Origin of the sequence: Nonomuraea polychroma, assembly GCF_004011505.1 — a bacterium.
Taxonomy (GTDB): domain Bacteria; phylum Actinomycetota; class Actinomycetes; order Streptosporangiales; family Streptosporangiaceae; genus Nonomuraea; species Nonomuraea polychroma.
In genome coordinates this window covers 7,301,648-7,326,306 of the sequence record NZ_SAUN01000001.1, presented here as the reverse complement: position 1 = coordinate 7,326,306, position 24,659 = coordinate 7,301,648, and the positions used below count along the sequence as shown (strand labels likewise).

At 70.5% G+C, this 24,659-nt stretch carries 26 protein-coding genes, 1 tRNA gene and 1 pseudogene; 14 read left to right on the top strand and 14 right to left on the bottom strand.

Features of this window, described 5'->3' with window-relative positions; genetic code table 11:
• Positions 1–172 precede the first annotated feature (172 nt).
• Together EDD27_RS33370 and EDD27_RS33365 are read right to left on the bottom strand one after the other, a co-directional pair.
• Positions 173–2,974: an nSTAND1 domain-containing NTPase gene (locus EDD27_RS33370; protein ID WP_127935925.1), complete on the bottom strand. Its 2,802-nt coding sequence runs from the start codon at positions 2,972–2,974 to the stop codon at positions 173–175.
• Between the two features lie 21 nt (positions 2,975–2,995).
• Complete coding sequence (locus EDD27_RS33365) at positions 2,996–3,574, bottom strand: GNAT family N-acetyltransferase (protein ID WP_127935924.1); 579 nt, start codon at positions 3,572–3,574, stop codon at positions 2,996–2,998.
• 106 nt (positions 3,575–3,680) lie between these two features.
• Between EDD27_RS33365 and EDD27_RS33360 the strand changes: the two genes are divergently transcribed.
• The 3 genes from EDD27_RS33360 to EDD27_RS33350 are packed head-to-tail and all read left to right on the top strand — an operon-like array spanning position 3,681 to position 7,083.
• Positions 3,681–4,883 carry an acyl-CoA dehydrogenase family protein gene (locus EDD27_RS33360; protein WP_127935923.1) on the top strand — a complete coding sequence of 401 codons (1,203 nt, stop codon included), beginning with the start codon at positions 3,681–3,683 and terminating at the stop codon, positions 4,881–4,883.
• On the top strand, positions 4,880–6,043 hold the full coding sequence (locus EDD27_RS33355; RefSeq protein WP_127935922.1) for an acyl-CoA dehydrogenase family protein: 1,164 nt from the start codon (positions 4,880–4,882) through the stop codon (positions 6,041–6,043). Before EDD27_RS33360 ends, EDD27_RS33355 begins: the two co-directional genes overlap by 4 nt.
• A complete protein-coding gene (locus tag EDD27_RS33350; RefSeq protein ID WP_127935921.1) occupies positions 6,040–7,083 on the top strand; it encodes an acyl-CoA dehydrogenase family protein in 1,044 nt (347 codons plus the stop codon). The genes EDD27_RS33355 and EDD27_RS33350 overlap by 4 nt, the downstream gene beginning before the upstream one ends.
• On the opposite strand, the gene EDD27_RS33345 is transcribed toward EDD27_RS33350, so the two are convergent.
• The gene (locus tag EDD27_RS33345; RefSeq protein ID WP_127935920.1) at positions 7,054–7,653 is read right to left on the bottom strand and encodes a TetR/AcrR family transcriptional regulator; all 600 of its coding nucleotides are present in this window, start codon (positions 7,651–7,653) and stop codon (positions 7,054–7,056) included. The two genes, EDD27_RS33350 and EDD27_RS33345, sit on opposite strands and share 30 nt — an antisense overlap.
• Positions 7,654–7,806: 153 nt before the next feature.
• Between EDD27_RS33345 and EDD27_RS33340 the strand changes: the two genes are divergently transcribed.
• Complete coding sequence (locus EDD27_RS33340) at positions 7,807–8,574, top strand: nuclease-related domain-containing protein (protein ID WP_127935919.1); 768 nt, start codon at positions 7,807–7,809, stop codon at positions 8,572–8,574.
• On the opposite strand, the gene EDD27_RS33335 is transcribed toward EDD27_RS33340, so the two are convergent.
• Both EDD27_RS33335 and EDD27_RS33330 read right to left on the bottom strand, forming a co-directional pair.
• Positions 8,571–9,941, bottom strand: coding sequence for a vWA domain-containing protein (locus EDD27_RS33335; protein ID WP_127935918.1), 1,371 nt, complete (start codon positions 9,939–9,941; stop codon positions 8,571–8,573). The genes EDD27_RS33340 and EDD27_RS33335 overlap by 4 nt on opposite strands.
• On the bottom strand, positions 9,934–10,773 hold the full coding sequence (locus EDD27_RS33330) for an AAA family ATPase (RefSeq protein ID WP_127935917.1): 840 nt from the start codon (positions 10,771–10,773) through the stop codon (positions 9,934–9,936). The genes EDD27_RS33335 and EDD27_RS33330 overlap by 8 nt, the downstream gene beginning before the upstream one ends.
• Positions 10,774–10,909: 136 nt before the next feature.
• Here EDD27_RS33330 and EDD27_RS33325 point away from each other — a divergent pair.
• Positions 10,910–10,983, top strand: a tRNA-Lys gene (locus EDD27_RS33325).
• Between the two features lie 40 nt (positions 10,984–11,023).
• Here EDD27_RS33325 and EDD27_RS57990 read toward each other — a convergent pair.
• Positions 11,024–11,155 carry a hypothetical protein gene (locus tag EDD27_RS57990; RefSeq protein WP_277750770.1) on the bottom strand — a complete coding sequence of 44 codons (132 nt, stop codon included), beginning with the start codon at positions 11,153–11,155 and terminating at the stop codon, positions 11,024–11,026.
• Between the two features lie 76 nt (positions 11,156–11,231).
• Between EDD27_RS57990 and EDD27_RS54720 the strand changes: the two genes are divergently transcribed.
• Positions 11,232–11,396, top strand: a complete 165-nt coding sequence (locus EDD27_RS54720) for a hypothetical protein (RefSeq protein ID WP_164903900.1) — start codon at positions 11,232–11,234, stop codon at positions 11,394–11,396.
• Positions 11,397–11,421: 25 nt separating this feature from the next.
• On the opposite strand, the gene EDD27_RS33320 is transcribed toward EDD27_RS54720, so the two are convergent.
• Positions 11,422–12,126: a hypothetical protein gene (locus EDD27_RS33320; protein WP_127935916.1), complete on the bottom strand. Its 705-nt coding sequence runs from the start codon at positions 12,124–12,126 to the stop codon at positions 11,422–11,424.
• Positions 12,127–12,142: 16 nt separating this feature from the next.
• Positions 12,143–12,442 (bottom strand): hypothetical protein, encoded by a 300-nt coding sequence (locus tag EDD27_RS33315; RefSeq protein WP_127935915.1) that lies wholly within the window; start codon positions 12,440–12,442, stop codon positions 12,143–12,145.
• Positions 12,443–12,613: 171 nt separating this feature from the next.
• On the opposite strand from EDD27_RS33315, the gene EDD27_RS33310 reads away from it, so the two are divergent.
• Positions 12,614–12,970, top strand: coding sequence for a YbaB/EbfC family nucleoid-associated protein (locus EDD27_RS33310; RefSeq protein WP_127935914.1), 357 nt, complete (start codon positions 12,614–12,616; stop codon positions 12,968–12,970).
• A 76-nt stretch (positions 12,971–13,046) separates the two neighbouring features.
• The gene (locus EDD27_RS33305) at positions 13,047–13,442 is read left to right on the top strand and encodes a hypothetical protein (protein ID WP_127935913.1); all 396 of its coding nucleotides are present in this window, start codon (positions 13,047–13,049) and stop codon (positions 13,440–13,442) included.
• A 40-nt stretch (positions 13,443–13,482) separates the two neighbouring features.
• On the opposite strand, the gene EDD27_RS33300 is transcribed toward EDD27_RS33305, so the two are convergent.
• Together EDD27_RS33300 and EDD27_RS33295 are read right to left on the bottom strand one after the other, a co-directional pair.
• On the bottom strand, positions 13,483–14,256 hold the full coding sequence (locus EDD27_RS33300) for a hypothetical protein (protein ID WP_127935912.1): 774 nt from the start codon (positions 14,254–14,256) through the stop codon (positions 13,483–13,485).
• A gap of 79 nt (positions 14,257–14,335) precedes the next feature.
• Positions 14,336–15,469, bottom strand: coding sequence for an aminoglycoside phosphotransferase family protein (locus tag EDD27_RS33295; protein ID WP_127935911.1), 1,134 nt, complete (start codon positions 15,467–15,469; stop codon positions 14,336–14,338).
• Positions 15,470–15,772: 303 nt separating this feature from the next.
• On the opposite strand from EDD27_RS33295, the gene EDD27_RS33290 reads away from it, so the two are divergent.
• Positions 15,773–16,273 carry a hypothetical protein gene (locus EDD27_RS33290; protein WP_127935910.1) on the top strand — a complete coding sequence of 167 codons (501 nt, stop codon included), beginning with the start codon at positions 15,773–15,775 and terminating at the stop codon, positions 16,271–16,273.
• 251 nt (positions 16,274–16,524) lie between these two features.
• Here the strand turns inward: EDD27_RS33290 and EDD27_RS33285 are convergent, their stop codons facing one another.
• The gene (locus EDD27_RS33285) at positions 16,525–16,914 is read right to left on the bottom strand and encodes a type II toxin-antitoxin system VapC family toxin (RefSeq protein ID WP_277750769.1); all 390 of its coding nucleotides are present in this window, start codon (positions 16,912–16,914) and stop codon (positions 16,525–16,527) included.
• Positions 16,911–17,144, bottom strand: a complete 234-nt coding sequence (locus EDD27_RS33280; protein ID WP_127935908.1) for an antitoxin — start codon at positions 17,142–17,144, stop codon at positions 16,911–16,913. Before EDD27_RS33280 ends, EDD27_RS33285 begins: the two co-directional genes overlap by 4 nt.
• Positions 17,145–17,338: 194 nt before the next feature.
• Between EDD27_RS33280 and EDD27_RS33275 the strand changes: the two genes are divergently transcribed.
• Entirely contained in the window at positions 17,339–17,599 is a 261-nt protein-coding gene (locus EDD27_RS33275; protein WP_127935907.1) for a hypothetical protein, read from the top strand.
• 142 nt (positions 17,600–17,741) lie between these two features.
• Here EDD27_RS33275 and EDD27_RS33270 read toward each other — a convergent pair whose 3' ends face one another.
• A complete protein-coding gene (locus EDD27_RS33270; protein WP_206641777.1) occupies positions 17,742–20,129 on the bottom strand; it encodes an ABC transporter permease in 2,388 nt (795 codons plus the stop codon).
• The gene (locus tag EDD27_RS33265) at positions 20,126–20,824 is read right to left on the bottom strand and encodes an ABC transporter ATP-binding protein (protein WP_127935906.1); all 699 of its coding nucleotides are present in this window, start codon (positions 20,822–20,824) and stop codon (positions 20,126–20,128) included. Before EDD27_RS33265 ends, EDD27_RS33270 begins: the two co-directional genes overlap by 4 nt.
• 128 nt (positions 20,825–20,952) lie before the next feature.
• Between EDD27_RS33265 and EDD27_RS33260 the strand changes: the two genes are divergently transcribed.
• The 4 genes and pseudogenes from EDD27_RS33260 to EDD27_RS33245 all read left to right on the top strand — a co-directional run bounded on the left by EDD27_RS33260 (position 20,953) and on the right by EDD27_RS33245 (position 24,658).
• Positions 20,953–21,777 (top strand): sensor histidine kinase, encoded by an 825-nt coding sequence (locus EDD27_RS33260; protein WP_206641776.1) that lies wholly within the window; start codon positions 20,953–20,955, stop codon positions 21,775–21,777.
• Positions 21,774–22,454: a response regulator gene (locus EDD27_RS33255; RefSeq protein ID WP_127935905.1), complete on the top strand. Its 681-nt coding sequence runs from the start codon at positions 21,774–21,776 to the stop codon at positions 22,452–22,454. Before EDD27_RS33260 ends, EDD27_RS33255 begins: the two co-directional genes overlap by 4 nt.
• Positions 22,455–22,615: 161 nt before the next feature.
• Positions 22,616–23,452 (top strand): annotated as a pseudogene (locus EDD27_RS33250) (NAD(P)H-binding protein).
• Between the two features lie 72 nt (positions 23,453–23,524).
• Positions 23,525–24,658 carry an ROK family transcriptional regulator gene (locus tag EDD27_RS33245; protein ID WP_206641775.1) on the top strand — a complete coding sequence of 378 codons (1,134 nt, stop codon included), beginning with the start codon at positions 23,525–23,527 and terminating at the stop codon, positions 24,656–24,658.
• Position 24,659: the final 1 nt, after the last annotated feature.

Below are 24,659 nucleotides of genomic sequence, written 5' to 3'. Positions count from 1 at the left end.
GTGTCGCGCCTTGCGCGCCTGCGTGCCTTGCGGCCGCGTGCCTCAGGCCGAGGCGTGCTCGCTCAGCTCGGCGTCTGAACTGCCTGACGGCTGCTTTGACGGATGCCCAGACTGGGGCTGCCTGGCGTGGGGCGGCTCGGTTGTGGAGCAGTCGGGGTTGTGGGGCGGTTGGCTAACACGTCTTCCGGTAGGGCAGTTCCGGCAGGTGCCGGGTCCACTCCTCTGAGGAGAGCTCGCCGTATCGGGAGCAAACGTGGGCCGCGTGGTCGGCGGGTGCCGGCTCGGGGGACAGGTCGATGGTCAGAACGATGCCGCGTCCGGTCAACACCCGCAACCGGCGACCGTCGGCGGTGAAGACGGCCTGTGCCGTGCGGTCCACACCGGTCGCCGCCACGGGACGCTCGACGATCAGTACATCACTTTCGGCCGAGACGTCGGGTCGTGTGCCGCCGTCCGGCCCTGCGTTCTCAGCGAGGCGCCAGACCCGTACAGCGTCGCTGTCCGTGCTGGCCAGTAATCGCCCGTCCGCGCTGAATCGCAGGCGTCCCGGTGACGGGCGCAGCCGCGTGTCATGCGTGGGCGCACCGTCGAGCCCGTAGATCTGGATGCCGCTCTCCTCGGCGATCGCCACCCGCCGGCCGTCCGGTGCGAACGTCGTGTACTCCCACGGCATCCTGTCCAGCCATGCCGCCCCCGACTCCGCCCCGCCGCGCTGCCTGATCTCGGACCGCTTCCCTGCGAACACCAGCGCCATCCCATCCCCAGGGCCCACCACCGCGTACTCGCCCACGAACGCCGCCCGCCGCGCCCGCAGGTCCCACGCCCATCGTTCGCCCGACTGCCTGGCCGAGGCGAACAGCAGCCCACCGCCAGGGCTGAACCACGCCGCCTGTTCCCCGGGCGCGCCCAGCCCGCGGCCGAACGGTGGCCCCACGGAGGGAGAGGCGGTGTCCCACAGGTACGAGCGATCGACTCCGACCAGTGCCAGCGTCCGGCCGTCCGGCGACCAGGCCATGGCTCGGACGCTCTGGGCGGGCCCCGCCGTCTTGGCGACCTCGCGGCCCGACGCGAGGTCGTACACCCGCAGCGTGTTCTCCTCCAAGGCCGCGAGCCGGGCGCCGTCGTCGCTGATCGCGTGGAGCGAGCGCGGCCCCGCCCACGGGTCCGTGAACACCGCCACCGCCGCGTCCGCCGCCGCCAACGCCCGCCGCGCCTCCGGGATCGGCGCCAGGCGCCACGCGGCCAGGCTGAGCTTGCGCGCCGTGACCGGGTCGGCCGGCCGCAGCGCCTCCGCCCGCGACGCCGCCACCTTGGCCATCGCCCGTTCGAGCCTGCCGTCGGCGTCGTTCCGCTGCCAGAACGTCTGCCAGAGCCCCAGAAGAAGCACCACCGGCAGCAGCCCTGCCACGACCGTCCACCGCCGCCGCGACCGTCTCCGTCCCCGCGCCATGGCCGCGTCGAGGAACGTCTGCTCGTCCATGTTCAACGTCATCCGACGCCGCCCGCTGGCCGCCCACGCCAGTGCCCGGTCCAGCGGCTCCCCCTGGAGCAACTCGGCTTCCCGGCGCCCGCCCGCCTCCCACCGCCGCGCCGCCCGAGCCAGATCCCTGTGCACGGCCAGCCCGTCCCGCTCCCCGTCCAGCCACTCGCGCAATCGCGGCCAGGCCCGCAACAGCGCCGCATGCGTGATCACCACCGCGCCCGTGCCCGTGCCCGTCCCTGCGCCTGCGCCTGCATCCGTGCCCGTGCCCGACCCTGAGCCTGCGCCTGCATCGGCGCCCGCGCCCGTCCCCGCCCCGCCTTTCTCTCCCGCGCCACGCCGATCGGTCTTCCGGCGGTCGCCCGGCGGGCGCCGGTCCGCGGCGGCGGGCTCGCCTGGAGGCCGGTGGTCCGTGATCAGGCCTTCCTTCTTGTACGCCTCCAGCACCCGATCGATGGCGGCGATCTCATCGGCGTCCCGTCCGGCGACCAGGTCCTCCCTGGTGACCGGCATGATCGTGTCGGCGCCCTCGGAGTCCGCCCCGACCAGCCGCAGGAGCACGTCCGGCACCAGGTCCTGGTCAGCGGGGCCGAGCCGCAGGTACACGGCCTCCGCGCGGGCGCCGAGCGGCGGATCGTCGATGGGCTCGGGGGGAAGCAGGCTGCCCTGCTGGGACTGGGGGACGTCGAGCAGGGACAAGAGGAGCTGGCGGGCGTTCGGGCGGCGCTCGGGGTCGCGGTGCAGGGCGGCGGCCACCAGCCCGCGCAACGGGCGGTCCAGCCGCTCGCCGTGGCCTAATCGGTCGATGGGTCCATAGGCGGCGAAGACCAGGAGGCGCCCCCAGGCGTGTACGTCCGTAGCCGGCCGATGCTCGGGCTCTGGTTCTGCGCTGAGGGCAGGGCCTTGCCCCCCGGGCGGCGCCGGGCCCGTCCACAGGCCGAGGCCGACGAGGCGTGGCCCCTGGGCTCCGAGGATCACCTTGTCGGGGGTGAGGGCGCCGTGCACCGCACCGGATTCGTGGACGGCGGCGAGCGCGGTGGCGGTGGCGGCGGCCAGCCGGTAGAGGTCGTCACCCGCGTAGGGCCCGTGCCGGTCGACGACCTGGCGCAAGGTCGGGCCTTCGATGTACTCGCTGACCACGTACGGGGGATCCCCGTCCAGGCAGGCGGCCACCACCGCGGCAACGGAGAGCGAGCGGACCCGGGCGGCGGCTTCGGCCGCGGCGGCGAGCCTGGCACGCGCCGCGGCGTCGGCCGCACCGCCACGCTCGGAGTCCGGCTGGCGGTCACGTTCGGTGTCCAGTTCGCCGCTACGTTCGGAGTCCGGCTGGCGGTCACGTTCGGTGTCCGGCTCGCCGCCACGCCCGGCGGCCGTCAGCCCGGGCATGCCCAGCGCATAACGGACGCCCGACTCGTCGTAGGCCTCGCGGACGATGACCCGCCCGCCGCCGTCGAGCCGGGCGCCGAGCCAGTAGCCTCCCAGCCGATCAGTCATGCGGGATCGGACCCCGCCTCTCTAGGTGCGATTCAAGCGAGCCCGGTGTTCTGGCCACTCCTCTTCGAGGATGCCGAAGCAGACCGTGTCGCGCCAGGTTCCGTCGGGCCTCTTTCGGTGCCGTCGCAAAGTGCCCTCGTGGAACCCGCCGATGCGCTGGATGGCGTTCTGGGAGCGGAGGTTGAGGTTGTCGGTCTTGAGCAGGACGCGGTTGTAGCCGAGTTCGAAGGCGTGGTCGATGAGCAGCAGCTTGCAGGAGGTGTTGACGGCGGTGCGCCAGACCGCACGGCCGTACCAGGTCCAGCCGATCTCGACACTCGCCTCGAAGCCGGGCACGTCGCCGTAGGTGGTCCAGCCGACGGCCCGCCCGGACTCCTTGTGCACCACCGCGAAGGGGACGTGTTTGTCGTCGTGGATCAGCCCCAGCGCGACCTTCCCCAGCTCCTCCTCCGACCGCGGGGTGGCGACGGACATCCATCGCCAGACCTCGTCGTCCGCACCCCCGGCGGCGAACAGGTCGGGTACGTGGTGGAGGGCGAGCGGCTCGAGCCGGACGACGTCGTTCTCGAGCACCACAGGTGGAGGCAGCTTCGCGGTCATGGCGGCAACTTTAGGGTTCCCGCATTGTCAGGATTATGGCCACATGCCGGTTTTTGTCAGAAACCACCAGTCGACACTCATACCGGCCGGTCGGTAGGCTCACGTCATGGACTTCGCCTTTGACCAAGTCACCGAGGACCTGCGCGAGCGTCTGCTGCGCTTCATGGACGAATGCGTCTACCCCGCTGAGCCCGCCTTCGAGGAACAGGCGGAGACCAGCGGCTGGGGCCCGCCGCCGCTGATGGCCGACCTGAAGGACGAGGCCAGGAAGCGCGGCCTGTGGAACCTGTTCCTCCCCGGTGAGCATGGCGCCGGGCTGACGAACCTGCAGTACGCCCCACTGGCCGAGATCATGGGCAGAAGTCCTGTCATCGCGCCGACGGCCACCAACTGCGCCGCCCCCGACACCGGCAACATGGAGGTGTTGGCGATGTTCGGCAGCGAGTGGCAGCGCAAGGAATGGCTGCAGCCGCTGCTCGACGGCGAGATCCGCTCGGCGTTCGCGATGACCGAGCCGGACGTGGCCTCCTCCGACGCCACCAACATCGCCACCTCCATCGTGCGCGACGGCGACGAGTACGTGATCAACGGCCGCAAGTGGTTCATCTCCGGCGCGATGAACCCCAACTGCAAGATCTTCATCGTCATGGGAAAGACGAACCCGGACGCGCCCAAACACCGCCAGCAGAGCATGATCCTGGTGCCCCGCGACACGCCCGGCCTGCACATCAAGCGCGGCATGCACGTGTTCGGCTACACCGACGCCGACCACGGCGGCCACGCCGAGATCGAGTTCCAGGACGTCCGCGTCCCGGCGGAGAACCTGATCGGCGAGGAGGGCGGCGGCTTCGCCATCGCCCAGGCCAGGCTCGGCCCCGGCCGCATCCACCACTGCATGCGCTTGATCGGCATGGCCGAGCGGGCGGTCGAGCTGATGTGCAAGCGGGCGCTCGCCAGGACCACGTTCGGCAAGCCCGTCGCACAGCAGGGCGTCGTCCAGGACTGGATCGCCGAGTCCCGCATCAAGATCGAGCAACTGCGCCTGCTCGTCCTCAAGACTGCCTGGCTCATGGACACGGTGGGCAACCAGGGCGCCCACACCGAGATCCAGGCCATCAAGATCTCCACCCCGATCACCGTGGAGTGGATCCTCGACAAGGCCGTGCAGGTGCACGGCGCGGGCGGCGTCTCGCAGGACTTCCCGCTGGCCGGCCTCTGGGCGGGCGCACGCTCGCTGCGCCTGGCGGACGGCCCTGACGAGGTGCACAAGCGGTCGCTGGCCTATCGCGAGCTCAAGAGGTGGATGTGAACGAGGCGGAGATCAAGGAGCGGGTCGCGGCGTTCCTGGCCGAGCACGACCCGAGCGGGGACCGGCTGGAGTTCCTCCGGGCGAGGTTCGACGCCGGGCTGGCCTGGGTGTGGTTCCCCGAAGGGCTCGGCGGGCTGGGGGTGGCCAGGGAGCTGCAGCAGGTCGTGGAGCGCGAACTGGCCGGCACGCCGCAGATCAACACCGGCGTCCAGGGCATCGGGCTCGGCATGGCGGCGCCGACGATCCTGGCCTTCGGCACGGAGGAGCAGAAGCGCCGCTTCCTGCGCCCGCTGTGGACGGGGGAGGAGATCTGGTGTCAGCTCTTCAGCGAGCCGGGCGCCGGGTCCGACCTGGCCACGCTCGCGACCAGGGCGGTCAGGGACAGTGACGAGTGGGTCGTGGACGGACAGAAGGTGTGGACGTCGGGCGCCCATCATTCGCGGTGGGGCATCCTCGTCACCCGTACCGACCCTGACGTGCCCAAACACCGCGGGATGACGTACTTCGTCTGCGACATGCACGCGCCCGGCGTCGAGGTGCGGCCGCTGCGGCAGATCACCGGCGAGGCCGAGTTCAACGAGGTGTTCCTTACCGGCGTGCGGCTCTCCGACGACCTGCGGCTCGGCGAGGTCGGTGACGGCTGGCGGGTGGCGCAGACCACGCTCATGAACGAGCGGGTCGCCATCGGTGGCGCGCCTGTGCGGCGCGGCGGCGGCATGGTCGGACCCGTGCTCGACGCCTGGCACGCACACCCCGAGTTGCGTACGCACGACCTGCACCAGCGGTTGCTGGCGCTCTGGGTGGAGGCCGAGGTCACCCGCCTGTCGGGGGCGCGGCTGCGCGAGCAGCTCGTCGCCGGGCAGCCGGGCCCGGAGGGCTCCGGGATGAAGTTGTCGTTCGCCAAGCTCAACCAGGCGTTGTCCGGGTTCGAGGTCGAGTTCGAGCGTGACCTGGGCTACGACGACTGGACGTTCCGCCGCTCGGAGGACGTCGACTTCTACGGCCGCGGCCCTGGATACCGCTACCTGCGGGCCAAGGGCAACTCGATCGAGGGCGGCACGTCCGAGATCCTGCGCAACATCATCGCCGAGCGCGTGCTCGGCCTGCCCTCGGAGCCCCGCGTCGACAAGGACGTGCCCTGGAAGGACCTGCCGCGATGACACTCCTCTATTCCGAGGTCGAGGACGAGCTGCGGGCGGCCGTGCGCGGGCTGCTCGCCGACCGCTGCCCGCCCGCCGCGGTGCTGAAGCGGATCGAGTCCGATCCGCACGACCTCGACCTGTGGAAGACGCTGGCAGGTGAGATCGGGGTGGCCGGGCTGCTCATCCCGGAGGAGCTCGGTGGCGCCGGGGCGTCGGCCAGCGAGGTGGCCGTCGTGCTGGAGGAGCTGGGCCGGGCGGTGGCGCCGGTGCCGTTCTTCACCAGCTCGGTGCTGGCCACTCAGGCGCTGCTGCCGACCGGGGACGCCCTGCTCGGGGAGCTGGCCGAGGGGCGGAAGACGGCCGCGCTCGCAGTGTCGTTCGCGGCCTCGCCGTACCGGCCGCAGCGCGGCTCGTCGGTGCGGATCGAGGACGGGCGGTTGTCGGGCACGGTCACCGGTGTGGCCGGGGCGGACGTGGCCGACGTGCTGCTGGTGCCCGTGGACGGCGACCTGTACGCCGCCGAAGGCGCGGCCGTGGAGGTCGTGCCGTCGCTCGACCTGACCAGGCCGGTGGCCACCGTCACGTTCGAGGGGACCGAGGCGCGCCGGGTCGGCGCCTGCGATCTGGCCGGCGTGCTGCGCTCCGGCGTGGCGTTGCTGGCCTCCGAGCAGCTCGGGGTCGCCGAGTGGTGCCTCGACACCACGCTCGCCTACGTCAAGGAACGCCACCAGTTCGCCCGTCCCGTCGGCTCCTTCCAGGCGATCAAGCACCGGCTGGCCGACCTGTGGCTGGACGTGGTCAGGGCCAGGGCCGCGGCCAGGAACGCGGTCGCCGACCCCTCACCCCTCTCCGTGGCCGTCGCCCAGTCCTGGAACGCGGCCGTGGCCGTGCACGCGGCCGAGGAGGCGCTGCAGTTGCATGGCGGGATCGGGATGACGTGGGAGCACCCCGTACATCTCTATCTCAAGCGCGCCAAGTCCGCCGAGATCGCGCTCGGCACGCCCGGCGATCATCGCGAGGCGCTGGCCTCACTCGCCGGCGTCCCCGGCCCCGAGTGAGGCGAGCAGCAGGTCGGCGAAGTGCCTGCCCACCTGGGCGCCGGTCAGCGGCCCGTCCGCGTGGAACCACGTGCCCAGGTGGTGCACCGAGCCGAAGAAGTAGTCCACGACCAGCTCGGCCGGGACCTTGTCGGTGAAGACGCCCGTGCGCTGCCCTTCGGCCACCAGGTCGCGGAAGCGCTCGTGGTAGCGGCGGCGCTCGGCACGCACGGTCTTCTGCGTCTCGGGCGCGAGCAGGTGCATCGACCTGAAGAAGATCTTGGAGTCGTCGAGGTTCGCGGTCGTGGTCTCCACGACGTCGGCCGCGGCCTTGTGCAGCCGCTCCTTCAGCGTGCCTGGGCCGTCGGCGATCTGCGTCAACCGGTCCATCTGCATGCGCAGCACCCGGGCATAGATCTCATGCAGCAGATCATCTTTGGAGTCGAAATAGTGGTACATGGCGCCCTTGGTGACGCCGGCCGCCGCGACCACCTCTTGTACGGAGGTGCCCTCGAACCCGCGCTCGGCGAACAGGCGGGTGGCCTCGGCCAGCAGCCGCTGCCTGACCGGCTCCTCTTTCACATCAGTCACGGACCCAGCATACCGACTGGTCGGTTGCTGGCCTTGCCGGTTCGAATCACGTCACCTTAGGCTTGCCTTGGTAAAGGGGCGGGTATCCCTTGACCGGCGAGGGATCTTCGGCGTGGCAGATCCTGTTTCACCTACTCATTCGGGGAGTTTGCCGTGCCCGGTGGCTCTATCTACGTGCAGCCAAACGAGAAGTACACAGGGAATTCCCCCCAGTGGTGGTACGAGAAGTTCTGGCGCGAGGAAGCGCCGAGCCGGCGCAGGTCCAGATATATCAAGGCCGCTGTGGGCGTCGTCATAGGCGTGGCGCTGGCGATCAGGCTCGATCTCACGGGCGCCGCGCCGTTCATCGGCCTTCTCCTCGGCGTCCTGGTGGCCGGGGGCGACTGGTACCTCGACTGGCGTGCGTTCCACGCGACCGCGGTCTGGCGTGGGGCCAAGCGCGGTGAGGTGATCACGGCGAAGCTGCTGCGCAGGTCGCTCGGCAAGGAGGGCTACAACGTGCTCGACGGCCGCGCCATCCGCGACCAGGCCTCGATCGACCACCTGGTGATCGGCCCGGCCGGTGTGTGGATCGTCGACAACGAGTCCTGGAGCCCCGACACCGAGATCGCCTGCTACACCGGGCGGCTGTTCTTCGGCGAGAAGTACGGCTCCAAGCAGGCCAAGGCGCTGGTGGGAGCCGCCGAGGCGTTCGCCGAGCTGCTGACCCGCGAGACGGGCATCCCGGTGACCATCTCGCCCATGCTCGCGGTCCACTGCGGGGACATGCCCAAGGGCGGCATCCTGGTGGCCGAGGGGCTCACGCTGCTCAAGCCCCGGCTGGCGGCCAAGGTGATCAAGGCCGCCGAGGGACGCGTGTACACCGACGAGCAGATCGAGCTGCTCACCCGCACGGCGGCCAGGGCGCTGCAGAAGGTCTAAGCCAGCGTTTCGATGAACGCGGTGAGCTGGGCGACGTTGCGGCACTCGTACATCGGGACGACCGTGCTGTAGTCGCCCGCCACCGAGTCGCCCGTGTCCCACTGCCGTCTCGGCTCCGGGTTGAGCCAGTACGCGTGCCGGGACCTCGACACCAGGTCCTTCAGCACGTGCAGGGCGGGCGGCTGGTAGTTGGAGCGGGCGTCGCCGAGGATCAGCAGTGACGTCTTGGGGCCGATCGCGTCGCCGTACCGCTCGGAGAAGCGCTCCAGCGCGTGGCCGTAGTTGGTGCGGCCGAAGCGCACCATGTCGGCCTCGCTCGCCAGCCTGGTCATCGCCTCGACCACGTCGGCGCCCGGCACGAAGAACCTGGTGATCTCGTCCACCGTGTCGACGAAGCCGAACGCCCGCACCTTGGTGAACTGCTCCCTGAGCGCGTACGTCAGCAGCAGCGTGAAGTGCGCGAACGACGAGACCGAGTCGCTGGTGTCGCAGAGGATGACCAGCTCCGGCTTGTGCGGCCGGGGCGGCCTGAAGTGGGTCGTGAGCGGCACGCCGCCGCTCTGCAGCGAGGCCCGCATCGTCCTGCGGAAGTCCAGCCGCCCGCGCCGGCCCTTCCTGTGCTTGATCGTCAGTCGCGCCGCCAGGCGCCTGGCCAGCGGGTAGACCTCCCTGCGCAGCCGGGCCAGGTCGGCCTTCGTGACGCGCAGGAAGTCGATCTGGTCGAGCGGGGGGCGGACGGCGGAGCGGGCGATGCGCTCGATCCCGGAGTCCTCGGCGATGCGGCGGCGCACGTCGGTGGCGACGGCCTCCTCGAAGCGCCGGACGCCGGTGTCGACCTGCCGGCGCACGGTCTTCTCCGCCAGGCCGCCGCGTTCCTGGCCGGCCAGGACGTTGCGGAGGATGCCGGCCATCAAGGTCTCGGGGGACAGGGCACGCATGACGCTGTAGGAGAACCAGCCTTGGCGGCCGGGGGCGGCGGCGGGCTGGCGTCCGAAGCGCTCGACCATGGCCTGGGCGAACTCGCGCATCTCCTGGTCGGTGCCGCCGGTCAGGAGGCTTGCGAGATGCTCGCGGAGCTCCTCGACGGTGGCCTCTTCCGGATTCATCGCCTTTTCCGGGCGTTCGGCGTACATGCCGGTGGTCGCCGCCGGGAACCACAGGTCGAAGAGCACGTCGAACCCCGGCCGGTGCGCGGGCTTCTTGACCAGCGTCGCCGCGTAAGCGGCGCGCAGCGACTCCCGGTCGGCCAGCTCGATCACCCGCAGCGCGTGCGCCGCGTCCAGCCCCTCCGCCACCGACACCGGCACTCCGGCCGCGCGCAGCGCGTGCACGAAGCCGACGTGCCGGTCCACGAGAGAGTCAGGCATCCGGCAACCCCAGCTCCTTGACCGCCCGCGCGTGGTCGGAGGCGTGCTTGAGCACCACGCCCAGGGTGCCCGCCACGGTCGCCTCGTCGAGCTCCGCCCGCCCGAGCGCCAGCAGCGTGTTGGCCCAGTCCACGGTCTCGGCCACCGACGGCGCCTTCTTCAGCTCCAGCGCGCGCAGCGTCGCGACCGTCCTGGCCAGCTGCTCGGCCAGATCGGCCCGGATGGTCGGCACCTGGCTGAGCACGATGTCCCGCTCCCGCTCGGGGGTGGGGTATTCGATGTGCAGGTAGAGGCAGCGCCGCTTGAGCGCCTCGGACAACTCGCGGGTGGCGTTGGAGGTCAGCACCACGTACGGCCGGCGCGTGGCGGCGATGGTCCCCAGCTCGGGGATCGTCACCTGGAAGTCGGACAACAGCTCCAGCAGCAGTCCTTCGACCTCCACGTCGGCCTTGTCGGTCTCGTCGATGAGCAGCACGGTGGGCTGCTCCGACCGGATCGCCTTGAGCAGCGGCCGCTCCAGCAGGAACTCCTCGCTGAAGATGTCGTCGTCGGCGCTGGTGGCCTGGATCCTGAGCAGCTGCTTCTTGTAGTTCCACTCGTACAGCGCCCGGGCTTCGTCGAGCCCTTCGTAACACTGCAACCTGACCAGCTGGGCGCCGGTGGCCAGGGCCACCGCCTTGGCCAGCTGCGTCTTGCCGACTCCTGCGGGCCCTTCGACCAGCAGCGGCTTGCCCAGCGCCGCGGCCAGGAACACCGAGGTGGAAATGGCGTCGTCGGAGAGGTAGTCCACGGCGGCGAGCCGTTCCGTCACGTCGGCGGGCGAGTCGAACATCGATGATCCTGTCTGCCGGGGCTCGGTGCCGAACTTTATTCTAGCCGGGCTGGGCCTTCGGCGCCCGGCCTGGCGTCGGGAGCCTGCCTGATACCGATTCGACCAGGATGGGGATCACCGGTATATTCCTCTGCAGGCGCCGCTAGCTCAGTTGGTCAGAGCAGCTGACTCTTAATCAGCGGGTCCGGGGTTCGAGTCCCTGGCGGCGCACACGAGAATCCAGGTCAGATGCGTTCTGACCTGGATTTCTTTATGTGACGACCATATGAATCACGGCCGAGATCGCGATTGCGGCCTGCTCGGTGTCGACGTCGTACTCCCTGGTCAGACTTTGCACGGCAGCCTCAGGCAAGCGGCCCTCCGCGACGGCGGCGACCACCACGTGGGACGACCTTCCCTACGCCAAGCAGCATCTGGAGCGGCAAGGGTCGCAACAACTCGCCGTGTGTGAGGAGACCATGCGCTCAATGCTCCATGCCGGCCACAGCGTCAAGGCCGGGAGCTTCATCCCCGCCGAATACGTCGAATATTGCCAGGCAGAGCAGCTGCCGCCCGACTCGGCCGTGTCCAGGGCCCGATACGCCGCAGCGGTGTGCGAAGAGGACGAGCCCTTCGACCGGTGAGCCCGAGAACGTGCCCGTTGTCGTGTCAGCGCTGCTGCTGCTTCGGCCGGGCGGGCAGCTCGCGCTTCGGGGCGAGGTAGACCGACGGCGGGTCAGTGGGGATGACGGCGCGCTCGAAGTTGATGGCGGCGCTCTCGGTCGGCTGGATGTTGAACAGCTGGCCCAGCGACTGCGAGCTGGTCGCCAGCGTGCCGCCGGCCACCGCCAGGAAGCCGTAGAGGACCTTGGTCTTCTGGGCGATCATGGCGTTGGTCAGCAGGGTGAGCCGGGCGAGCAGGATCTCGCCCGCGGCACGCAGGTGCGGGGTCAGCTTCATGGCCTGGCAGGCGAGGAGGTAGCCGAGGACGGTGGCGGCCAGGAGGCCGATCTCCATCCAGTAGAGCGCATAGGCATCGCGTACCTGGTCGACCTGCCCCTCCATGGTGTAGCAGAGGCCGCTCAGCTTCTGCAGGTCGCCGGAGAACACGCTGGCGGCGTTGAGGAACGCCTCGCGATCGTCAGCGATCCAGCCTGCCCTGGACAGGAAGACGGCGTTGCCGATGAGGTTCGGGTACTCCACCTCCAGCGCCTTGGCCAGCGAGTTCCAGTTGGCCTTGGCGTCGCCCATGCCGGGGACGTTCGCCAGTGCGGTGGTGGCGATCGTCACGCCGACCATGATGCCCGGGGCCGATCTCGCGGCCAGCTTGAGCTCGTCGAGCGCGGCCTTGGCGTGCAGCAGGGGATAGGGCATGGCGGAGGTCCTCCTGTCACTGGTAGACCACGGTGCTGGCGTCCTCGGCGTCCCGCCAGTTCTTCTTGATCGTCTCGAGGGCGTCGATCCACTTGACGACGGTGTCGATGGCGTCGTCGACGTAGTTCTTGACGTCGTCGCGGACGCCGTCGTACTTGCCGATCAGGACGAAGCCCAGGGTGCCGAAGCCGGGGAAGGGCACGTCGGTGCTGTCGACGGAGGTCTTGAGGCGCTCAAGGCCGGGGATGACGTACTCGCGGAGGTTTCGCTGGATGTCGGCGATGGTCTTGGAAGTGACGTGGATGTCCTGGGCCATGTTCTCTCCCCCGATGTGCTCGCTGTTTGCAGGTTGCGAAACATCGACTTAACGCGGGATGAGCGTATCGAGTATTTTGTCCAAAGTCAGGAGTGATTGTTGATGTAGAAGTCACGAAGGGGGCTCCTGGTGCTCGACCCTGGTGCTGTCGGACCTGATGATCTGGAGCGCGTGGCGAAGGAGGCGGAGCAGGCCATGCGCCGCCTGGCCGACCTGCAGGGACAGCTCGATGCGGTACGCGGCATCGGCACGGCCGCGGGCGGGCAGATCGTCGTGGGGGCCGACAGCTCCGGCCGCATCGACTCGATCGAGCTGAACCCGCGCGTGATGCGGATGCCCAGCCAGGACCTCGCCGACGAGCTGCTGCGCGCGGTCAACGCGGCGCAGGACGACTGTCTGCGGCAGACCCGCGACCTGGTCGCCCAGACCGGCGTCGACACTTCGGTGGACGAGGCCGCGTTCGAGGCCATGGAGCGCCGGCTGACGGACGCCCACGCGGCCTTCATGAGGACGATGGAAGGCCACTGACCGGGCCGGGTTCTGTCGGCGGCCGCTGGTATTCATGGGTCGCCAGGATGATCTCCGACGACGATGGAGCCCTTAGATGGCGACGGTGACCTTCAGGGACGAGACGGCGACCGGCCGGCCCTTGGACGAGTTCTCCCTTCCCGGGCTGCCCGACCGCATCACGGCACGCGAGCTCGTGCGCCTGCGCGTCCGCGAGGAGGTCGCCCGCTTCAATGCCCGGCCCGCGCCCCGGTTCAACGGTCTGGTGCAGCCCGTGGAGGCCGAGGTGGAGCTCAACGGCTACCGTGTGGACTCGGGGCGGGGCCGGATCGACTGGGAGCGGCAGGCCGACGTGGCCGAGCGGGCGTTCCAGCGCAACGGGTTCCTGCTGTTGGTGGGGGAGCGGCAGATCGAGGATCTGGCGGAGATGATCGACCTGACCGCCGATCCCGTGGTGTCGTTCGTAAAGCTCGTTCCGCTGGTCGGCGGCTGACGTGGACCGTGCCGGAGGCGTTTCCCGCGGTGTTCCCGCACTAGGGGGTGTTCCGGCGCGGTCGGCGGCGCAACATGAGGCCGCCGGCGGAGGAGAGGATCACCAGAGATCCGACCAGCATCAATGCCCGCCCATCCGGCCCGGCCTCGCCTCCGGCCCCCGTGTCGACTCCTCCCTCCGGGGTCGTGGTGGTCGTTACTGTGGTGGTCACCTCAGGGGTCGTGGCGCCGGTCTCGTCCTCATCGTCTGAGGTCTCGTCCTCGTCCGTGTCGGTGGGCGTGGTGGTGGGGGTGGTCGCTCCGGCGGATTCCCCGACGGCGAGGGGATACTCCGTGAGGGCGGACTTGTTCGTGACCTCACACTCGATCACGGGGCTCTGGGGGTTGGGGCCGATGTTGATGGCGGCGGCGTGCACCGTGCCCTCGCCCTTGTCCTGCGGTGTCGTCGTCAGGTTGACCGGGCCTGTCGGGAGCGGGATGGGCTGGCCTGGGGTGATCGTGCCGAGCCGGCCCACGCCGGTGGCCGAGGTCAGTCGCGGGATGCTGCTGATGCCGGCGTACGCGTAGAGCTTGAGCGAGCCCTCCAGGCCGGTCGAGGGCGCGCGGAGCTCGGATCCAGCCACATAGGTGCCGCGCCAGCCGATCGTCAGGTTCTCGTTCACCGCGGCACGCTCGGGGACCGTCAGCTCGATGTTGACCTTGACCTGCTGCTTCTGGCCTGTGGCCGTCGTGGTGCATTCGTAGTTCACCACGCTCGCCCCGGGGGCGGGTAAGAACTGCAGGGCGATGATCGGGACGACCAGGTGGACGCGCACGGCGGCCTCCTTGTTGCAGATGAGGCACAAGAGGTTGAGTAAGCGAGATTGACACGGATGTCCACTTTGGACAACCCGGTCATGGGCGGCGGGGCGTGTAGGTCGGGACGGCGTCGAGGTCCAGATCCGCGTCGGGCCAGCGGCGGCGGAGCCGGGCGGCCGCCTGCCGGGCCCAACCGGCCAGGTGGGGCAGGGCACGGTGAGCTTCGGCGGTACGGGCCGCGGCCTCCAGCGTCGCGACCAGCTGCGGGCGGCTGTCGTGAGCCGGCGGGCGGGCGTCGACAGTGGGGAGGCGGCCCAGCCGGGCGAGGGCATAGTGCATGCACGCCGCGGCCAGGCCGAAGCCGTAACGCCGGTCGTCCTCGGCCTCGGGCACGCCACGCGCCAGAGCGCGGCGATACTCGGCCGCGAGGTCGTCGTCGCGGACCCACAGCCAGCCGGGGCCGGGCAGGTGCAGGCAGACCGCGTCGCGGAGGGCATGGGCGTAGCCGGCGAACTCGAAGTCGATGAGGCGGACGTCCGGGTCGCCCGAGGCATGGACGAGCACGTTGTTGGCCTCCGGGTCGCCGTTGCTCAACGCCAGGAACGGCCCCGGCTCGGCCAGTTCGTGCAGCATGGTCGCCAGCTCGCGCTCGGCCCGGTCCCTGATCGGCGCGCCGAGCACGGTGGCCTGCCCGCGGCCCTTTTCAACAGGTTCGGCCAGGTGCCCGCTGACGTCCTCGGCGAGGGATACCGGTCCCAGCGCGGCCCTGCGGGCGTAGTAGGTCTCGGCCCGGCCGGCGGTGGCGGAGTGGAGCTCGCCACGGGCGCGGGCAAAGGCTGCCAGGCGGGTGGCGTGGGCGCTGCTGCCGTCCGCGCGCAGCAACTGGTCCAGCGGCACGCGCGGGGCCAGATCTGTCAGGACGATGAGCCCGGTCGCCAGGTCGCAGGCGAGGGCGCGGGGCGCCAGGTCGAGCGCGAGGTCGTCGGAGAGGAAGCGCAACGCGGCCAGCTCGGTGCGGATGCGCCATGCGCTGGTACGGGTGCGGTTGGCGTGCGGGCGCGTCCACTTGGCGATCACCCGCTCGGCCGGTCGAGGCCCGCCGTCCAGCCGCGCTCGCGCGACGGCCCAGGGCGGCACAGGCTCCCAGCTGACGACGGTGACAGGGACGGAACGGTGACGGGATAAGAGGGATGCCACGTCGGCCGGCCGGCCGATCACCTCCGCAGTCATTGGTGAACCTTATAACCCCCCGTTGAGGTCGTCGGAGCGAGGACATGAGGACGCGACCGATGGCGACGGTCTCCGTTATCCACAGAATCTGGTTCGAGACGAGGGCGGGGTGGCGTGCGGGGCCATGATGACTCGGTCGTGATCGGGAGGGGGCACGGTGTCCGAATACTTCACGCTGGCTGAGCTGCGCGAGCGCGGTTGGAGTGGGGCTATGGTCCACAGGATGCTGGATCCGCCCGACCTGCTGCGCGCCAATCCCGTCTTCCGATCAGCATCCCCGATGAGGCTGTACGAGACGGAACGGTGAAGGCGGCCGAGCAGTCCGAGTCGTTCGCCGTACTGCGTGCCAAGGCTGCGCGTCGGTCGGAGGCGTCAGGGGTGGCCGCCGATCGCAGGCGTGGAGAGACCGTTGCCGGCATTGAGCGCCTGCGGATGGCGATACCGGCTCTGGAGTGGGACGTTCTGGCGTGCCGGGCGGTGGCGCATCGAAACCGGCGGGATGCCGAACGAGCCTGGGACCGGCTCGACCGCGTCCCGGACCTTGCCCGGCTCGTGGACGTGGACGTGGACGTGGACGTGGACGACCCTACGCTGCGCCGCTGGGCGGTCAACTATCTCCGCCATGGCCTGACCAGCTACGACGCCGAGCTGGAAGAGCTGTTCGGGAAGGTCGGCGTGGCGGAGGGGGTGGGGCTGCTTCAACGGCGGATCTACGCGGCCATCGCCGAGACGTACCCCATGCTGGCGAAGGAGTGCGAACGGCAACTCCGTGAGCGGCAGGGCATCCCGGCCACAGACACGTAAATGTGACGGATCAGCGCAGCGGTGGCCGGGGCCCGCCCTGAATCACTCCAGCCACACCTCACGGCTGGGCGGACGCCGGACAGCTCATGACGGTCGTCGATGCAGCTTGAGGTGGGTGGGCAAGCCGTGGCGGGCGCGGTATTCCTTGGCGCTGATCGCGTGCTTCCATCTCGCGTGCGCGGCGATGCCCCATGTCCACTGGCCGCACTGGCAAACCACCGTAGCGCCAGGGACGTGGCGACCACGCCATGTCACCTCATGACACGTACGTCGATCCCGATCTTCTCGGCTTCTTTCATTTTGTTGTCGGAAGTAATCAGTGGCGCTTCCAGTGCCTGGGAGAGGACGATATAGGCGGCATCATAGGTGGTGAAATTGTCCTTCAGATTGAGGATGTGGCGGAGCAGGTCCGTCATCTGATACCGCTGGATCCGCAGCGCGGTGAAGTCCTCGGTCGCCTCGTCGAGCCGGACCTGATCAAGCTTTCCCGCCAGGCAGTGTCCGCGCAGCGCGCTGATCACTTCGAAATCCAGCAGGGCGGGTGCATGCAGTTCTTCGTCGGCGATGAGCGCCAGAAGTGCGGGGTTGACCGGGTCGTCGACGAGCGCGTCGACCATGGCGGACGAATCTACAATGATCACGATGCCTCGCGGATCCGCCGGATCTCGGACACTGTGTCCTCAGTTGTCGGTCCACCGCGTCTGTCGCGGCGGGCCATTCTCTCGATCACCTCAGCGTTCGTCGGCCTGGCGGCGAGCCGGTCGAGCTCGGCTCGGAGATATGCGGCAAAGGTCAGGCCACGCTCTGCGGCCTGCGCCTTGAGTGCGTTCACGGTGGCTTCGGACACGTCGCGTACCTGAACCAGCATCATGTAATTCAGTGTATGTGTTTGTATGCAGCACATGCAATCGGTATTGCAGCGCCGCGCAGGCAACCGGACGAAGTTCTGCCGCGCGGCGTGTTCCGTTCCGAAGGGAACTGATCAGCAATCGACTGACACAACAACCGATTCGGTGTGTCATGAAGCATGTACGAAACGGATGTACCGACGGTGTTGGAGACATAGTGACCAGAGCTTCCGGTGAGCAAGGCAAGGCGGCGCCTTCCCGTCCCAGGGAGGTGACCCTGGCCTTGGTGCTGTTCCTCGTGTCCGCTTTCCCCCAGGCGCTGGCCATAGCCCACTTCTACGCGGTCGGGTTCGCGAGCCTGCACCTGCTGCTCTATCTGTGGTTCGGGGCGAGGGCGGCCAGGGGCCGGCAGGGCAGCAGGATCGGAGTGACGATCACCGCTGCGGTGGCCTGGATCTTCCTCGCCCCGGTCATCTAGCGGAGCCTGATCGGCCCGACGGCCCAGTTTGACGCGGTCTACGCGGGCATCGGTCTGCTCAGTGCGTTCGCCGGCGTCGTCGGTGTGGCCCTGCTCTACGGGCGCAACGGCAACGCGCATTTCTCCCGGGCATGAAGTCACATCACTCGGTACGCAACGCCTCCGCGATGGTCAGCCTGGCCGCCGAGCGGGCCGGCAGGAACGCGCCGAGCATCGCGATCGCCACCCCGGCCGGCACGAGCGCGGCCAGCATCGGGATCCGCCAGACGTCCAGCATCAGGGCCGGAGCGGTGAGCCCCACCGCGGCGAACATGGTGTCGACGACCAGCCGGTGCGCCGCCACCCCGAGGGGGAGGCCCAGCAGGCCGCCGGTCGCGCCCAGGGCCGCCATGGACGTCACCATCATCACGGTGACCTGACGTGGGGTCATCCCGATCGACTTGAGCACGCCCAGGTCGCGGCGGCGTTCCCGGGTGTTCAGCACGACGGTGTTGAACACACCCAGTGCCGCCACCGCGCCGAGCAGCAGGGTGAAGATCGACGTGGCGCTGATGATGGCCACGCTGTTGTCGTCCACCTGCGACTTCGGAACCGGGTACAGGCCCGGGTCGGCCGCCTTCACCGCGGCGTTGTACGCCTTCACGTCAGTGCCCTCGGCCAGCTGGACCTCGTACTGGGTCGCGCGCTGGCCCGGGTCGAGCGCGGCCAGCGTCGGCCAGCTCACCATGATCAGGTCGGCGGCGGCGTCCATGGCCTCGCCCACGATCGTGGCGGTCGTACGGGCGCCGGCGACCTCCAGGGTGAGACGGTCGCCGATCCGGAGCCCGCGCTTGTTCATGAACGCCGAGGGCGCGACGACCTCGCCGGGACCGGACAGGGCGCGACCCCGCACGAACGTGTCGCCGCGGGAGGCGAGGTCCCCCCGGAGGAACTGCGCCATGATCCGGTCGGAGCGCCCGGCCAGGTGCACGTCGATCCAGGCGTCCGCGATCACGTGCCGCGTGCCGGGCAGGGAGCGCAGCAGGGCCTCGATCCCGGCGTCGTCGTGGCGGGGCCGGGTCTGGTCCGGACGGCCGACGTGGACCACCGTGTGGATGTGGCCGGCTCGCTGGGCCACGTCGCTGTAGGCGACCATCGTGCGGAACAGCCCGGAAGCCAGGGTCACCGTGGTCACGCCGAGCACAATGGTGGCCAGGGTCAGCGCCGAACGGCCCGGGCGCGCGAACGGCAGACCCAGTCCCAGCCCGACCGCGCGCGGCAGCCGTGCCCCGGCGAGCAGACGCTGCACCCGCCGTCCCCGGGCGGAGCGGGGCGCGCTGCCGGCGCTGATCGTCTCGGCGGCGGACAACCGGTGGGCGCGCGAGGCGGGGACGAGCGCCGCCAGCACCACCACCGCCGGCACGCCCAGCAGCGCGGCCACGTAAACCCAGACCGCGACGCCCAGGCCGATGGCCGCCCCAAGACCTTGGAAGACCAGGTCCAGCAGGGGCCGCGCGGCCAGGGCGCCGAGCCCGGTGCCGATCAGGCACCCCGCGAACCCGGGCAGCAACACCATCGCCAGGTACACCGCCACGACCTGGTTGGGCGTGAACCCCAGGGACTTGAGCACGCCGATGTGCCGGCGGCCCGCGACGACCGCGCCGCCGACGACGTTCGCCACGATGAGCACCGCCACTGTCAGGCCCAGGACGCCGAAACCGGTGAGGAAGGGCAGGTAGGCGGAGGCCGTCCGGGCGACGTCCTCCTTGACCGTCAGGTACGACTGCCAGTCGAGCAACGAGCCCGCGGGCAGGCCGGACGTGCTCGTGGCCACCGCCGCCCGCAGGTCGCCGTCGGGGTCGGTGAAGCGGTAGAGCATCTGGGTGACGGTCGGGCGTAGCGCCGGCATCTGGCCGGGCGCCACCCACGCCTCTGCCGTCCTGCTGACGCTCGACGCCAGGCCGACGATGGTCAACTCGGGGCCGCCTCGCACCTGGACCGTGCTGCCCAGCAGGTCGCGGAAGAGCGGCTCGGGCGAGCGGTCGAGCACGATCTGGCCCGGGCCGGTGGCCCACCGGCCCGCCCAGAGGTTCACCCGATCCACCGGGCCGCCGGGGTCGGCGCGACCGACGACCGTGAGGGGGCCGGGTGGCAGGTTACCGGTGTCGACGACGGTGATGACGGCCTGGCCGAACGGGCCCGCGACCGCTTCTACCGCGGGATGCCCGGCCGTCCGTGTCAGCTCGTCGTCGGAGACCGTGGCCCGGTCGAACGCCGCCACCGCGTGCGGGCCGCGCTGGGCGGCGAACGTCCGATCGAAGGGCGCCGACGACGCCTCGAGCAGGCCGAGCGCCACCACGATCGCCACGGTGGAGCACAACACGACCACGCCGAGGACCGTGCTCTGGAACCGGCGCCTCCTGACCGCCGCCACCGCGACCCGCCACACCGCCCCGGCCCCTTCCATGCGGCTGCGCTGTGCGGGCATGGCGTCGCTCAGGCGCTCTCTGCCGGAGAACCCGTCATGCAGGCGGGCGCTGCGGTCTTTCATGGCGTCCACTCCAGGTCGCGCTCGCCCGTCACGCGGCCGTCGGCGAGCTCGACCACTCGGGTCGCGCACCGCTCGGCCAACTGCCGGTCGTGGGTCACCAGCACCAGCGTCTGGCCGATCTGGTGCAGGTCCAGCAGCAGATCCATCACCTGCTCCCCGTTCTGGCTGTCCAGCGCACCCGTCGGCTCGTCGGCCAGCAGCACGGCCGGCCGGTTCATCAGGGCCCGGGCGACGGCGACGCGCTGGCGTTCGCCGCCGCTCAGCACGGCAGGGTAGAGCTGGGCGCGGCCGGCGATGCCGAGCTCGTCCAGGAGCTCGAGCGCCCGCCTGCGGGCATGCGCGGCCGGCGTGCCGGTCAGCTGCGCGGCCAGTGCCACGTTGTCGAGCGCGGGCAGATCGTCCAGCAGATTGAAGAACTGGAACACCATGCCGATCCCGCGCCGCCTGAAGAGCGCCAGCCCTCTCTCGTCCAGCCGTCCCAGATCCTCGCCGCGGACCGTGACCGTTCCCGAGGTGGGCCGGTCCAGGCCGGCGATCATGTTGAGCAGCGTCGACTTGCCGCAGCCCGAGGGCCCCATCACGGCGACCGCCTCACCCGCCTGGATCTCCAGCGAGACGCCGTCCAACGCCACCGTCTCGCCGTAGTGCTTGCATACCGCGTCGAGTCGTACGACCGTCTGGCTCTCGTTTGCCATGAGGGGAGGCTACGAGCGGCCCCCGGCGGCGGGCATCCTTCCACGGAAGCAATTCGCCGCTTCGTCATCCCAGGGAAGTACGGCCACGGGCTGATGCGGATCGCCGCCTGGTCTGCGATCGTGAGAGCGTGGCAGCAGCGGGGACGTACGCCCTGATCATCGTGTTGGCGGCGGTCGCGGGCTGGCTGGGCGTGCTGCTCCTCCGGTCGCGGCGACGGCACCGCGTGGCCATCGAGGAGCGCGGCAGGCTGCTCGAACGTGAGCGCCAGAGCGCGGCCAGGGCGGCGGTGGAGGCCGAGCGAGCCAGGATCGCCAGGGAGCTGCACGACATCGTCAGCCACAACGTGAGCCTTATGGTGGTCCAGGCGAGCGCCGCCCGCGAGGTGCTGGCCACCATGCCCGGCGAGGCGGAGACGGCGCTCCAGGCCGTCGAGGGCGCGGGCCGGGCTGCGATGACCGAGCTGAGGCACCTCCTTGGCCTGCTCGCGCCGTCGCCCGACGGCGACGACGAGCCCCATGACGCGGATCTTTCGCCGTCGCCCGGGCTGAGCGGGCTAGGCACGCTGATCGATCGGTTCGCGTTCGCCGGGCTGCCTGCCGAGGTGCGGATCTCGGGTGAGCCGCGTCCGCTGCCGCCGGGCGTCGATGCGACCGCGTACCGGATCGTGCAGGAGGCGCTGACCAACGCGCTCAAGCACGCGGCGGCGGGGGCGAAGGCCGAGGTGACGATCCGCTACGCCGAGCGCCAGCTGCGGGTGGAGGTGCTGAACACCGGCCCCAGCGTGCTGACCGACGGGCCGGGGGCCGTGACCGGTGACGGTTCCGAGGGGGCCGGGCGCGGGTTGCTGGGGCTCCGGGAGCGAGTCGCGGTGTACGGCGGTGACCTGGACGCGCGGCGCCGTCTCGGTGGCGGTTACCGCGTCCGCGCACGCATCCCCCTGGAGAGGCCATGACGGCGGCTCCCCGGGTGCTGATCGCCGACGATCAGGCGCTGATCCGCAGCGGCTTCCGGCTGATCCTCACCACCCGCGGCATCGACGTGGTCGGCGAGGCGGCCGATGGGGCGCAGGCGGTGGCGTCGGCACGCGAGCTGCGGCCGGACGTGGTGCTCATGGACATCCGCATGCCGAACATGGACGGCCTGGAGGCGGCCAGGCGGATCCTGGCGCAGAGCCCGCACTGCCGGGTGATCATGCTGACGACCTTCGACCTCGACCGCTATGTTTACGCCGCGCTGGCGCTCGGCGCGAGCGGGTTCCTGCTCAAGGACGTCACGCCCGAGCACCTGGCCGCCGCCGTGCGGCTGGTCGACACCGGCGACGCGCTGCTGGCGCCGTCGATCACCCGGCGGCTGGTGGAACGTTTCGCCGCCCCCGACCGCAAGGGCGGGCCGCCACGGACCGGCCCCGCCGAGCTCGCCGGCCTCACGCCTCGTGAGGTCGAGGTGCTGACGTTGATGGGCCGTGGCCTGTCCAACGCCGAGCTGGCCGGCGCGCTGAGTCTCAGTGAGACCACGGTGAAGACCCATGTGGCGCGGATCTTCACCAAGCTCGGCCTGCGCGACCGCGCCCAGGCCGTGGTCGTCGCCTACGAGACCGGCCTCGTCCGCGCGGGCGACAGGCTTCCATAAGGGTCCCGCCCGGCCTCGTCCGCGCGGGCGACAGGCTTCCATAAGGGTCCCGCCCGGCCTCGTCCGCGCGGGCGACAGGCTTCCATGGCGTGGGCGGGGGAGTCGGCAGGGGGTGTGACCGGCCTCGTCCGCGCCGGTGGGAGGCCCGTAGGGTGGGCGGCATGGCCTTCATCGTGACCACGGGCGCCACCGGCAGGCTCGGCGGCCGGATCGCCGCCCGGCTCGCGGCCGCCGGAGCCGAGCAGCGCCTCGTGTCCCGGCACGCCGACCGCGTGCCGCCGCTCCCCGGTGCGACCGCGGTCAGCGCGGACTACGGCGACCCGGAGGCGATGAGACGGGCCCTCGACCAGGCGACGACGGTGCTGTTCGTGTCCGCGTCGGAGAGCGCCGACCGGCTCGACCGGCACCGCGCCTTCGTCGACGCCGCCCGCGCCGCCCGCGTCACGCACCTGGTCTACATCTCCTTCTACGGCGCGTCGCCGTCGGCCACGTTCACCCTGGCCCGCGACCATTGGGCCACCGAGCAGCACATCCGCGACAGCGGCCTGCCCTTCACCTTCCTGCGCGACAACCTCTACGCCGACTTCCTGCCCAGCATGGCCGGCGACGACGGCGTGATCCGGGGCCCGGCCGGGCAGGGCAGGGTGGCGGCCGTGGCCCAGGACGACATCGCCGACGCGGCGGCCGCCGTGCTGCTCGACCCGGGCGCGCACGAAGGTGCGACCTACAACCTCACCGGCCCGCGGGCGATGACGCTGGACGAGGTCGCCGCCACGCTGAGCCGGGTGACCGGGCGGAGCGTCACTTACCACCCCGAGACCGTCGAGGAGGCGTACGACTCGCGCCGGGTCTACGGCGCGCCCGCCTGGTAGGTCGAGGCATGGGTGTCCACCTACCTCTCGATCGCCGCCGGTGAGCTGGAAGGAGTCAGCGACGCCATCCCGGCCCTCACCGGACACCCCGCGACCTCCTTCAAGGAGCTCCTGGGCACGATGTAGGCCTTTCTTGGGGTTGACCGGACCCTTCACGGGCGATTATTTTCTCACTGTTAGTTAATTAAGGGGCGGCGCGTGGACGAGAGATATTCGCCGGTTCAGGACTTGCGGCGGCACCACCGCCGGCTCGTGCTGCGAAGCCTGCGCGACGACGGCCCGCAGCCGCGTGCCGACCTCGCGCGCCGGCTCGGTCTGTCGGCCACCACGATGACCAAGGTGGTGGGCCAGCTCCTCGACGAAGGTCTGGTCGCGGAGGACGCCGTGGAGGGCGCCGGCCAGCGCGTCGGACGCCCGTCGACCGGCATCAGGATTCGCACGGACGCCCGCTACGTGATCGGCGTCCAGGTCGGCGCGGGCACGGTGCACCTGGGACTGTGCGACCTCAGGGCCCAGGTCGGCCCGCGCGCGTCCTTCACCTTCGACGTCGCTACCGAGCGCCCGGAACGGGTCGTGGCCACGATCGCCCAGGCCGCGGCGGAGCTCGCGGCGGACGTGCCCGCGGACCGGCTGCTGGGCATCGGAGTCGCCGCCCCGGGGCCGGTCGATCCCGGACACCGCCGCATCCTGGTGTCCGTCAACCTGGGTTGGCGTGACGTCCCCTTCGCCGACCTGCTGGAGGCCGCGCTGGACGTCCCCACGGTCGTGGACCACAACGTCCGCGCCATGGCGCTGGCCGAGAGCCGCTACGGGGAGACGGCCGGCGCCGATCCCCTCCTGTACGTGTACGTCCGCACCGGCGTCGGCGCCGGCCTGGTGATCGGCGGTTACCCGTTCCGTCCGGGTGCCTACGGGGTCACCGAGCTGGGCCACCTCCGCGTGCTGGAGAAGGGCCGCCCGTGCGCGTGCGGCGCGACCGGCTGCCTGGAGACCGTGGTGTCGGAGCCGTACCTGATCGAGCGGCTCGGCCGCCGCTCCGACAATCCCCTCGCGGACATCCCCGACGGGCTCCTGGACGACCTGGTGGATCACCTGACCACCGGGCTGGCCAGTGCGGTCAACCTGCTCAACCCGGAGCTGATCGTGCTCGGTGGAATCTTCGCGCCCGCGCCTGAAGCGGTGTTCGACCGGGTACGTGCCGCATTGCGAGCCAAGGCGTTTCCCGTGCTCCGTGACGTGGTACGCGTGGAACGCCCGACGGTCGGCGGCGACTCCGCCGGCGTGGTGGGCGGTGCAGCCGTCGCCTTGGACTGTTTTTTGTACGAAAGGTAGG

Excerpts from the sequence above, each read along its gene's own strand:
- EDD27_RS33370 (WP_127935925.1), bottom strand. The coding sequence starts at position 2,974 with ATGACTGATCGGCTGGGAGGCTACTGGCTCGGCGCCCGGCTCGACGGC.
- EDD27_RS33365 (WP_127935924.1), bottom strand. The coding sequence starts at position 3,574 with ATGACCGCGAAGCTGCCTCCACCTGTGGTGCTCGAGAACGACGTCGTC.
- EDD27_RS33360 (WP_127935923.1), top strand. The coding sequence starts at position 3,681 with ATGGACTTCGCCTTTGACCAAGTCACCGAGGACCTGCGCGAGCGTCTG.
- EDD27_RS33350 (WP_127935921.1), top strand. The coding sequence starts at position 6,040 with ATGACACTCCTCTATTCCGAGGTCGAGGACGAGCTGCGGGCGGCCGTG.
- EDD27_RS33335 (WP_127935918.1), bottom strand. The coding sequence starts at position 9,941 with ATGCCTGACTCTCTCGTGGACCGGCACGTCGGCTTCGTGCACGCGCTG.
- EDD27_RS33330 (WP_127935917.1), bottom strand. The coding sequence starts at position 10,773 with ATGTTCGACTCGCCCGCCGACGTGACGGAACGGCTCGCCGCCGTGGAC.
- EDD27_RS54720 (WP_164903900.1), top strand. The coding sequence starts at position 11,232 with ATGCGCTCAATGCTCCATGCCGGCCACAGCGTCAAGGCCGGGAGCTTC.
- EDD27_RS33320 (WP_127935916.1), bottom strand. The coding sequence starts at position 12,126 with ATGCCCTATCCCCTGCTGCACGCCAAGGCCGCGCTCGACGAGCTCAAG.
- EDD27_RS33315 (WP_127935915.1), bottom strand. The coding sequence starts at position 12,442 with ATGGCCCAGGACATCCACGTCACTTCCAAGACCATCGCCGACATCCAG.
- EDD27_RS33305 (WP_127935913.1), top strand. The coding sequence starts at position 13,047 with ATGGCGACGGTGACCTTCAGGGACGAGACGGCGACCGGCCGGCCCTTG.
- EDD27_RS33295 (WP_127935911.1), bottom strand. The coding sequence starts at position 15,469 with ATGACTGCGGAGGTGATCGGCCGGCCGGCCGACGTGGCATCCCTCTTA.
- EDD27_RS33280 (WP_127935908.1), bottom strand. The coding sequence starts at position 17,144 with ATGATGCTGGTTCAGGTACGCGACGTGTCCGAAGCCACCGTGAACGCA.
- EDD27_RS33270 (WP_206641777.1), bottom strand. The coding sequence starts at position 20,129 with ATGAAAGACCGCAGCGCCCGCCTGCATGACGGGTTCTCCGGCAGAGAG.
- EDD27_RS33265 (WP_127935906.1), bottom strand. The coding sequence starts at position 20,824 with ATGGCAAACGAGAGCCAGACGGTCGTACGACTCGACGCGGTATGCAAG.
- EDD27_RS33255 (WP_127935905.1), top strand. The coding sequence starts at position 21,774 with ATGACGGCGGCTCCCCGGGTGCTGATCGCCGACGATCAGGCGCTGATC.